The organism is Aeromonas sp. QDB14 (assembly GCF_027707845.1).
GTDB classification, from domain to species: Bacteria; Pseudomonadota; Gammaproteobacteria; order Enterobacterales; family Aeromonadaceae; genus Aeromonas; species Aeromonas caviae.
This window is the reverse complement of the sequence record NZ_JAPCJD010000112.1, coordinates 1-10225: the sequence shown is the minus strand read 5'-3', so window position 1 is coordinate 10225 and position 10225 is coordinate 1. Positions and strand designations below refer to the sequence as shown.

9 protein-coding genes and 2 tRNA genes are annotated in these 10225 nt (G+C 52.2%); 8 read left to right on the top strand and 3 right to left on the bottom strand.

Annotated features, from left to right (window positions below; all coding sequences use genetic code 11):
- Positions 1-70: 70 nt before the first annotated feature.
- The 5 genes from PG887_RS20960 (at position 71) to PG887_RS20940 (ending at position 4964) form a co-directional block, all read left to right on the top strand.
- The gene (locus tag PG887_RS20960; protein ID WP_333563766.1) at positions 71-661 is read left to right on the top strand and encodes a GGDEF domain-containing protein; all 591 of its coding nucleotides are present in this window, start codon (positions 71-73) and stop codon (positions 659-661) included.
- A 298-nt stretch (positions 662-959) separates the two neighbouring features.
- Entirely contained in the window at positions 960-1853 is an 894-nt protein-coding gene (locus PG887_RS20955) for a helix-turn-helix transcriptional regulator (RefSeq protein ID WP_270822824.1), read from the top strand.
- 126 nt (positions 1854-1979) lie between these two features.
- The gene (locus PG887_RS20950) at positions 1980-2657 is read left to right on the top strand and encodes a TM2 domain-containing protein (RefSeq protein WP_139751601.1); all 678 of its coding nucleotides are present in this window, start codon (positions 1980-1982) and stop codon (positions 2655-2657) included.
- A 12-nt stretch (positions 2658-2669) separates the two neighbouring features.
- Positions 2670-3359: a hypothetical protein gene (locus PG887_RS20945; protein ID WP_270822822.1), complete on the top strand. Its 690-nt coding sequence runs from the start codon at positions 2670-2672 to the stop codon at positions 3357-3359.
- A gap of 162 nt (positions 3360-3521) precedes the next feature.
- On the top strand, positions 3522-4964 hold the full coding sequence (locus PG887_RS20940; protein WP_270822820.1) for a hypothetical protein: 1443 nt from the start codon (positions 3522-3524) through the stop codon (positions 4962-4964).
- A gap of 393 nt (positions 4965-5357) precedes the next feature.
- On the opposite strand, the gene PG887_RS20935 is transcribed toward PG887_RS20940, so the two are convergent.
- Together PG887_RS20935 and PG887_RS20930 are read right to left on the bottom strand one after the other, a co-directional pair.
- Positions 5358-7562 carry a DUF927 domain-containing protein gene (locus tag PG887_RS20935; protein WP_270822818.1) on the bottom strand — a complete coding sequence of 735 codons (2205 nt, stop codon included), beginning with the start codon at positions 7560-7562 and terminating at the stop codon, positions 5358-5360.
- A 9-nt stretch (positions 7563-7571) separates the two neighbouring features.
- Complete coding sequence (locus tag PG887_RS20930; protein ID WP_161506895.1) at positions 7572-8753, bottom strand: tyrosine-type recombinase/integrase; 1182 nt, start codon at positions 8751-8753, stop codon at positions 7572-7574.
- 107 nt (positions 8754-8860) lie between these two features.
- On the opposite strand from PG887_RS20930, the gene PG887_RS20925 reads away from it, so the two are divergent.
- The 3 genes from PG887_RS20925 to PG887_RS20915 all read left to right on the top strand — a co-directional run bounded on the left by PG887_RS20925 (position 8861) and on the right by PG887_RS20915 (position 9633).
- Complete coding sequence (locus tag PG887_RS20925; protein ID WP_257498586.1) at positions 8861-8995, top strand: hypothetical protein; 135 nt, start codon at positions 8861-8863, stop codon at positions 8993-8995.
- A 481-nt stretch (positions 8996-9476) separates the two neighbouring features.
- A tRNA-Phe gene (locus PG887_RS20920) sits at positions 9477-9552 on the top strand.
- 5 nt (positions 9553-9557) lie between these two features.
- Positions 9558-9633: transfer RNA gene (locus PG887_RS20915), tRNA-Asn, on the top strand.
- A 64-nt stretch (positions 9634-9697) separates the two neighbouring features.
- On the opposite strand, the gene PG887_RS20910 is transcribed toward PG887_RS20915, so the two are convergent.
- On the bottom strand, positions 9698-9919 hold the full coding sequence (locus PG887_RS20910; RefSeq protein WP_010675494.1) for a hypothetical protein: 222 nt from the start codon (positions 9917-9919) through the stop codon (positions 9698-9700).
- Positions 9920-10225: the final 306 nt, after the last annotated feature.

Here is a 10225-nt window from a genome sequence, read left to right as displayed (position 1 = left end):
GCCATGATCTCGCACCTCAGTAACTGTACGTAAGATCAGTATAGCTCGTGGTGACTGCTAATCATGGGTAATCAGGTTATTCATTGATGGAAAAACTATTTTTAGTGCGTTTCTGCATGATATCAGCGAGCGAAAAAAGGCAGAAGCAATCCACGAATATGAAGCAACACATGACGCGCTAACTGGATTGCATAACCGGCGTGGTATGTTCAATTTGTTGCCAGAAGCAATAGCTCGCGCGAAGCGGACTCAGACATCGTTAGCGTTACTTTATATAGACCTCGATGGTTTCAAACAAATCAACGATGCACATGGTCATGATGCCGGCGATACCGTATTACGTGTCATAGGAAGTCGCTTAAAGGAAAACATTAGACAAACAGATACAGCTGTACGCTTAGGCGGTGACGAATTTACGATTGTGTTGGAAAATATTAATAACGGAAGTCCAGATGCTAATATGATGGCCCAGAAAATATTGGAATCAATTCAACAGCCAATACAAGTCAACTCGGCAACAGCTGTTATCAGTGCCAGTATCGGCATAGCCATCCATCATGCTGACGATATAATCAATGCCGATCAACTGATTAGCCAAGCTGACTATGCGATGTACGAAGCCAAGAACGCAGGTAAGGCTCGTGTTTGCGTACATAAGTGACAATATGCCTATATACAACGGTGTCTGACAATCGAGTCAGATACCGCTTATCGTTATTGAGTCGCCTGAGCACCGGTTTTCGCTAATCCCCTCCACAGACTGCCACAACCGCACCGAACCGGCCTTCCTGGCCCACTGAACCGCTTCTCGCCGGTTGATAACAAAATCCCTCACCTGATGACAAAAGCCCATCGCCGATGATGGGTTTTGCGAAAAACTGCTTGCCAGCCAATTCGTCACACCGTGTCGTGAGCTGCTTAGATAATCCGCGACACGGCTATTCCCCTTGTTTGATGGTATGCACGAACACGACAAAATTGCTCAACGCCTAGGTATGCTTCTCACCCGCCTGTACAGCGGTGAGAAGCTGCACCTGAGTGATCTGGCCACCGAGTACAACGTCACCGTGCGCACCCTGCAGCGGGATTTCAATCAACGCCTCAGTTATCTACCGATAGAGCACCGCAACCAGCAATACTGGCTGGATCCTGGGTTTCTCAATAACAAGAACGACGGAAGGGTGCGCAAACTGGCCGAGCAGCTTGGTATCACCGACCTGTTCCCCCACGCCAGTGAACATCGTCTGGGTCAGCTGCTGGATAGAGGCACCCCAAGCTTCTTCGCTATCAAGGGGTTCGATGCTCAGTCCGCCGACTCACTGAGTCATCAGTTGCCGGTATTAGAGCAGGCAATGAGCCAGCATCTGCAATGCTGGCTCATCACCAAAGACCAGCGCAAGCAACTGTTTAGCCCCTATCAGCTCGTCAACTACAAGGGCACCTGGCACTTGGTCGGCGTCAGCGAGGGGCGGTTGCAAGCCTATCCGCTGAGCCACATCGCACTGGTTGAGCTATCGCAACAGACCTTTACCCGCGATGCGCTCATTGCGCGACAAATCGATACCGATCCGACACTCTGGCGCTCCGGCATGATCGAGGTGCTCCTCAAGGCCAGTGCCTCCATCGCCATCAACTTTCAGCATCGTCCGTTGTTGCCCGAGCAGGAGATTGTCAAAACCCTGGATGACGGTGCGCTGTTATTGAGCAGTCGTGTGCTCGATGCCAATCAAATTCTGCCTGTCATCAAGTCTTGGATGCCTGAGCTCACCGTGATCTCACCCGGATTTATCCATGAGCAAATCGTTTATGATTTACGCCGTTTATTGGCCCTAATGAGTCATGCTCCGCCCTGACCCATGTGTGACAAAGATCCCAGTTTATACATCTGGCGACAGCGCCTGACATGCCGCGACACCACCTGTCGCCGCTATTTCACATTGTCGTCAACCATCCCGCAGTCGATATCCAAGGAGTAATATATGAGCGCCATCAGTCTGCAAAAAGTGTCGGAAAACACTCTTTGCTCCACCAGTCCCTATGAGCCACTCTTCGATCATGTCGCCGCCCATTTGCAAGCCCAGGGCGGCACGTTAAAAACCATCGAACGCACCCAAGGCAGGATCGAAGCCGCATGGAAATATGGCTTTAACCCATTCGGTATGCGCATCACCGTGAATTTCGCTTCCCAAGGCAATGAGACCATACAGCTCACCCTCAATGGTTCATTTGTCGATGCCATCGATACCTTTGGCGCCGCCAAGAAGAAAGCTAGGGCAATCACGGATGAGCTGCTGAAGCCTATCGATATTGCGGCATGGCCGATTAAAGAGGGGGTAACACCCTCCCAGCAACCCTCTGTCGCAACCACTCCTGGAACACCCCCACAAGCACCATTGAACAACGCAAATACCGTTGCGCACCGTGGCAAACGCAAGGGGCTCACCGCTGTGTTCGCATTCTTGGGCGGCGGCATTGGTCTGCATAAGTTCTATACCGGGAACTGGGGCTGGGGGCTTATCTACCTAGCGCTCTGCACCACCGGCCTTCCCTTGATCTTGTCCGTGATCGAGTTCATCCGTGTTTTGTGCCTGACACAGGAGGAGTTTGACCGTCGCTATAACTACCGCCCCATATCCGCGTTTTCATGGGTGTGGTGAGGAGCGCCTTGTATGAACATAAAAACTGCAGTCGGATTACTGATGCTCTGCTCGACAGGCGCTTATGCTGGCGTACTCAGCATGCTGGATGTGGCAACCCTCAAGGAAAGCGAGCTGGAGATGTGCCCGAACATCTCCGTCGAGAAGATGGTCAACAGCTTTTTCGAAGATCCCGAGTGGACCGGCGGGAAAGCAGCGGATGGTCGGAAATTGGTGAATGTCAGCGGCACCATCACCTATGCCAGTCAGCCCGCACGGGCCATGGTGCAGGTCTGGATGCAAGACGATGGTTTTTCTGTAGAGGCGTTGGAGATTAACGGGCGGCCACAGCCAGAGGGAATGCTGGATCTGCTGCTAGAGAAAATGTGCCAGAGCGCCAGAGGTGCTGACCATACCGGGGATCCACAGCAGCAAGCAGCAAACCTACCGTTTACGGGAACCCGGTACTTCAACTTCGGGGATGAAAGTGAGATTCAACAATCCATCACTATCGCCCCCAACGGACGCGTCACATTGAGAACCCACGGCGCAACATCTGTCTCTGTCGATTATCAGGGCATGTATGAAAACCCACTGCTGACACCGGCAGGGAACTACCGCGTTGATGCCGACAAGATATATGTCACCGACGAAGGCGGAGACTTCCCCGACCCATCAGAGTGCGAGGTCATCGTATGCGAGACAGAGCTGTACGTCCCCTGATGCGCTGAAGCTGAAATAACAACGAAAAGCACGGTGAATAGAAACTCATTAATCAGAGGCTAATCAACATTTTATAGCCGTACACCGAGATAAAATTATCACGATGATAACGGACCATGCTCTGGGCGTTATCGCATACCAATAATAAACGGGAAACTAACAATGAAGAAAACCCCCTTGGCCATGATGTTGATGGCTACTTTGTCAGGCTGTGGCGGTGGTGGTAGCGACGGTGGAAACACGGATAGTCCAACCCCACCGAGTGCCTCCTTGGCGATGTCAGGAAAGGCGATTGATGGATACATTCAAGGCGCGACCGTCTATCTCGATCTCAATTTCAACCGTCAGTGGGAAGATGGTGAACCCAAGACAACCACCAATGATGCCGGTGATTATCGGTTAGAACTGCCGGTAGACCTGCAAACCTGCGCTCAATACGCCCCCTTGGTGGTTGATGTACCGGTGGATGCCGTGGACCAGGATCTTGGCCCGGTAACAGAAGCCTATCAAATGGTCCTTCCTCCCACCTTTGCCCCCATCACCAAGGATGATGTCTACCATGTGACGCCGCTGACCACGGTGCTATGGAGCAATGTGGAAAGTGAGCTGGCAGCCCAATCGCAGACGACTTGCCAAAGCGTCATGGCGAACCGGCAAAAGCAGGAACAGTTGATCACCTCGATGAAACAGGCCGTCAGCCGTGTTGTCAGTCACTACAACATCTCCGAGCAGAAGCTGTATGCGGACTTCATCGCCAGCAGTGATAGCGAGACTGGCACGCTGGCCCAGGAGATCGTGCGCGGCTTGCAGCAGTCCTTCACCGAGACCGAAGCCTTGAAACGGGAAAACCCGGACGCCACCTTTGTCTATGTCGATTACCACAAGGGGGATAGTCGCGATCACAACAATGCCTATCCGGATGCTTGGTATCGTGAAATCCTGTTGCACCGGGGGGCTCAAAGCAGCACCGAGCTGGTGAAGGTGAGCGATGATTTTGCGCAAATCATCAAGACCATCATCTACGGTGAAGAGCGCCAAGTGACAGGCAATAACTACACCTACTCAACCCGCTACGACTTTGAGTCGCGCCATGGGGACAACACCCCCTATAGCTGTGACATCAAGGAAACCCTCTCGGCCCGCTCAAACGCCAAGACGTACACACTGGTGAATCTGGCCGAAGCATCGGCAGAGAGCTTCAACGACTGTGCTCCTGACGATATGGCGGCAGCGATCACCCACCGTTACGCCACCATCAGCTATGACGTCAACGACCTGAGTTACTCCACCCAATTCACCTATAACCGGCAGGCGGGCGCTTTTAGCTTCCTGAACGACTGGGTCGGTCTGGAAGGGCAGCTATCGACCCTGAATATGGGTGAGCTCACTGCTGCTCTCGAAGCCCTCCCCTATCCGTATGACGAACCATCCCAAGATCCTGATGCGGCTAGCTGGGTCAAGAGCATGATGACCAGTGAAAATGGCAATATCATCAGAACCAGTTACGACAGCGACGGCCTCTACAAGAAGCAGACAACCTATGCGGACGGTACTCATAGCCTGGAATGTAGCACGGACGGCGTAAACTGGGGAGCCTGTCAGTAATCCGGCACCATAGAGCAGAAAACACAGAGGTCAGGGCCGGTCGGCACTGGCCTCTTTTTTTAGACTGTTCGACAACACCTGCAGATTTGCGAAGAGACCGGCTGGGATCATGCCATTGCGCAGCATCGGTACCTTCCCCCACGGCGAGACACCCGCATCGCGGTTTAGCGACCCAATAAGCCGTTTTGGCCACACCGCCCTCCAAACCTCCGCAACAAGATCATCCTGGCCTTCTCGGCCTGCTGAAACGCTCCTCCCCCTTCTGGCCGTAGTATCGGTCAACCACCCCATGACTGACAATATTCACAGTTCCGAGTAGCCACGCTGTCACCACGGCAATCTGCCACCGAATCCCATAAAGCAAGGGAGCCAGTTTGCACTGGCCCCCTTGTTTTAAAACTGCTCAATTTCTGTGGTCGATTCCTTCATCTCCAATATAGAGGAGGCTATCTCCCTTCTCCCCGTCCTCACCGGACGACGCGTGAACTTAGTGGTCTTCGGTGGCTGAACCACCTCCGACTCATGGTCATCACCACCATCCAAGCCCATGATCTTGTCATAGTCGAAGGCGTAGTATTGACCGTCATAGATACCCGCATTAGCGCTCTTGATACGCGTAGTCATGCGGTCCTTTTCGGTTCGGATAAGGTAACCTTGTTCTTCCAACCGAGCCAGCACCTGCTTGCCGAGCTGAGGAACCAGCTTCTTGAACCACACGACACGCAGCAACAGCAGCTTGTTACGAATAACGCCCATATGATGCTTCGCCGTTGGCGTCCCCATATCAGGGAACTCATGACGCTTAAGTGCCAATTGCTCTTGGAGGTGACGAACTGCACGGGTGATATCATCCGGCTGTTCATCCAACGAGGCGGCCCAACGATTAGCACCCAGTACCACAGCTGCCATGACCTCATCCTCGGTGTAAGGCAACACACCTAGCTCGATACTATACAGGCCGGTAGCCAGCGTAATGGCGAAGAAGTCCAGACCTCGCCGAATCAACGATGACTCGGCAGCGCCATCCACAAAGGGCACCAGACGTTCGGCGCACTTGTGAACCCGCTCTTGCACCAGCTGTTGCAGCGCCGCATAGGAGGTCGCCTCAGGCAAATTTAACAACCCTTGCGCCAAGGCTGGGAGAGCCGTGCCGTAATACATCCCACAGGCCGCCTTAATCTGGTCAATGCGAGCCTTGGTTTGAGCCAATGTCTCGCCAGGCAGTCCCGCATCTTCGGGGTGAACCTCGATGTTAGGATTCCGCACTCGCGCACCAGCGTTGACACTGTCACCAGTCTTTCGCAGAAAATCATCAAAGCTCTGCTCACCCGTTGAAGCCACACACAGAGCAGCCGTGTTTTGGGTCTCAATCACGGTACCCGTCTTGTCGCAGCGCCCCTTGCGCTGGCCATTGGTCATGGCGTACATGATCGCACCGAAATTTTTGCCGATGAACGAACCCAGCTCATCAAGCACCAACCCCATACCATGGTGCTCTTCCAAGAGCGAGAGCAACGCATTGAGAGTATTGTGCCACTTGCGAATCGCTGAGCCGCCATCCGTGCTAGGGTCAGTTGCCCGGCCAACCACACTCTGAGCCACCTGTGCCAAGGTTGTCTTCCCTACAGAGCTGGGACCATGGAAATGGACAATAGTCGTTCCCTTCTGCAACAGGTTAAGCAACACGTTCGTTAGCATAACCAATATCCCGAACTGCATGAGCGGGGAGTGGCGAACCGCCATCGCCACATGTTGTATCCACTCGTCATGAGAACCTTGAGGGTGGAGCTGTTTTACAGCCTTGCGAAGTCGGTAACACAGCTGATTGCCATCGCGTTGCAGAGCTTTTCGCTCTTCCTCACGAATCAAGGCTTCGCCGTGAGTAACAAAAATCAACTGCCCCGGCACAAAGCCCGCTTGATCCACCAAGCGAATAGACTCCATGAGTCCCATTTTTGCGCAACGCAACATGAAGCGGACCAGTTGCCCCTCTGTCGCTGAGTGGTAAGCCAGCCGGTGCGAACTCATCCTTGCCTTGATTTTTTTCAGGTCTTGGTAAACGGATTCGAGATCTATCGTCCATGTCACCAACTGCCCATCTGAGTCAAGACAAGCCAGTTCCATGGCTTCGAATCGCCCTTCAATGTCATTAAAGGTTGTTATCGGTAACCCGACCCCCTCAAAAACTACTGCTGGCTCTTTACTGGCCAGGAACATGACCTTGCCATCTGGGGTAATCGCGTAACCTTCCGGCAGAAAGGATGAGGTATACCACTGGGTCAACTGCTCAACGGCATGGGTCAGAGGAGAACCATCCGGCCACACAGGGCACTCCTCAGGAGATTTATCCTTGTTGAATGCTTGCCCGTCCGGGGATGCAAGATAGCGAGCCTCTTCACACCATGTGTTGATGCTACCAAGCTCTTGATGCACTCGGGCCCTTTTACTGTGATCGCCATAGGGCTGAGGAGAAGCAACAGCCATAGCCTGCGAAACCTGTTGGGCGAGAGTATCAATCCGGTTTTCGGATTGGATTACGGATTCAGCGGAAGAACTAGAAACGGATAAATTCATCGTTAACCATGGGGGAGTTTCCACCCCCATTCCTTAAAGGGGGGAGGAAGTGAGGGATGGTATTTCCCATACGGTGTGCAGTGCGTTCACTGCGTTGACCAAAGTCGCGTCATAAAACCTGGCATATCGCTCGGTCATCCTCGGCGAGCTATGTCCTAGAACCTTCTGCAATACATCGAGCGAACACCCCTTGTTCAGCAGTGAGGTAGCGACGGTATGACGGGCATCGTAAATGCGTACTCCCGAGAGTCCGCAATCATGACAGACCCGGTACCAATACCTACGTGGCTCGGATATCTTAGATGTACTGTCCTGGCCACGAAAAAGTAGGCCGGTCTTGCCATGGCGCTGGCGCTGAAGCTGAACCAATTCCAGGGCGAACTGATTAAGCGGTATGAGCCTTTCTCGGCCAGACTTACTCGTCGGTAGAAAAGCGATCTGAGTGGTGAGATTACAATCTTGCAGCTTTAGAGCTCTTGCCTCTCCCATACGGGAGCCCGTTGCGAACAGGAAGAGCAACAGACGAGCCTTTTCTTCGTCAATGTCTTCCATCAAGCGAGCAACCAGCTTATTGACAGCCTCATCGGGTAAGCCCTTGGGAGGCAGGACAGGCTCGTATTTGGCGGGGATACCTGCTGCGGAGGATGAAGAAAGAACTCCATGCTCAACAGCATGCGTCATTATGGCCTTACACTGCGCCAGATAACGGTTCCAAGTAGCAACAGAACATGTTTCGGATAGTTGAGTCAGAAAGTCCTCAAAATCGGCACGAGTGATCTGATTCAACGGCTTATGCCCGAGAGCAGCTACTATTGGTTTGACTCTCGATTCAATCGTTCTGGGATAGCGATGAGTGACATGAACATCCGGTAAATACCGTTCATGTACATACGTCGCCAGCGGCAATAGCGCACGGTATCGCAGCCTGAATCCTTCCGGATTGGAATAACAATCAGCCAGTAGTCGTCGAGCATTATCACGAATGGCTGTTAATCCAACCTCCGCTACACAACCGAGTCCGATTGAGTAACGCTCGCACAGATGCGAAAAACAAAGACGACCATATAAATTACCGGTTTCATATGAAATCATCTTGAGCTGTGGGATCTTCTTATCAGTTACCTGTGTTTGTTTACGCTTTCTTGGAGTGCCATCCACTCCACGAGATTTTGTTTTCTGCACATTGGCAGTCGAAGTCGATAGTTGCTCTTTCACAACTCCCCCTTTGATACGAACCGCCGGATTAGCGGTTATGGGAGGCATTCTGCATTTCCACATCCAAATAACAACAGCACAAAAAACCAACAAAACATTGATATTTAATGAGTTTTACCATTTGTAAAAACTCAAAACGCCGTCATAGACTGGCGATTCAAAAAGTAAAATCGGATCCACCAGCAGATAAAGGACTTTTGAACGCCAGCGATAAACAGCCCTCATTTGAAGGGAAATCGTGATTTGCCCACACAAAAAACTCTCCAATAGAGTCCCTTTATGGAATATAACCAAGATGCGTTTTCTGTGACATAAATCACAATAAATTTGAGTTCCCCCGCCGAAACACCATCACTTCTCTTCTTCACAGGGACGCTGAGGAGCTGACGACCGGAGGTACTGAGGCAGCGACACAGCAAACCCTGTCTGGTCAATTTCTGGTAACTTTTCAGCGCACAAAAAACATGCACGTTAGTTCATCAGTTTTTTGACAAAAAATGGGCTCACGTGTTGGAAGCTCGGGATGGGTGAGAGAGCGAAAAGGTAATTCCATAAAGGGAAAAAACCTCGATAGGAGAACATACCGGCAACCGGATCCCGGTGTTGAGTGAGGGACTCCTTGCACATTATCTCGCCACTTGGTTCACCCTATGCAAAAACATGCCAGAAACTGGGGGTGCAAGGTTGACACCCCAGTCCAGAAAGGGTTTAATGCGCGCCGTTGCCCAGATAGCTCAGTCGGTAGAGCAGGGGATTGAAAATCCCCGTGTCGGCGGTTCGATTCCGTCTCTGGGCACCAACTATTCCTCCTTAGTTCAGTCGGTAGAACGGCGGACTGTTAATCCGTATGTCACTGGTTCAAGTCCAGTAGGAGGAGCCAAATTCGAAAGGCCCGCTCAGATGAGCGGGCCTTTTTGCACCTGTCATTTACTCACATGCCGGGGCTAGTAGTGGTTTTCGTCCCCATGCCATACGTGTCCAGCCGAGCAGGCACGGGCGACTTCGTGACAGGGGTCGTCCGCATGGCGGCGGAAGAAGTGCTGATCCTGTTGCAGCAGGAGCGAACTCATCGAGTGGCTCATGCCAGCCAGTGCCTCGCCAGCGGTCAATCCTGCAACCCGGTGATCTGTGGCCAAATGAGCCAGGACTTTTTCACGACTGTTCATGATCGCCTCCCTCTGTGGATCCGGTCGTAAATTGACCATAGCAGCCGTGCTCTGCATACCGCAAACCCGCGCCAGCAAAGGGCTACAGGCAGGTCCCGACCTTCTGCTCCGGCATGAAAAAACCCGCTCATGACAAGCGGGTCTGTTTCACTCAGCTAAGGAAGGTGCGAATAAGCGGGGAAATTCTTCTCGGCTGACTCAGTCATTTCATTTCTTCATGTTTGAGCCGTTTTTTCTCCCGTAAATGCCTTGAATCAGCCTATTTAGACCGTTTCTTCGCCATTTAAGGCGTTATCCCCAGTTTTT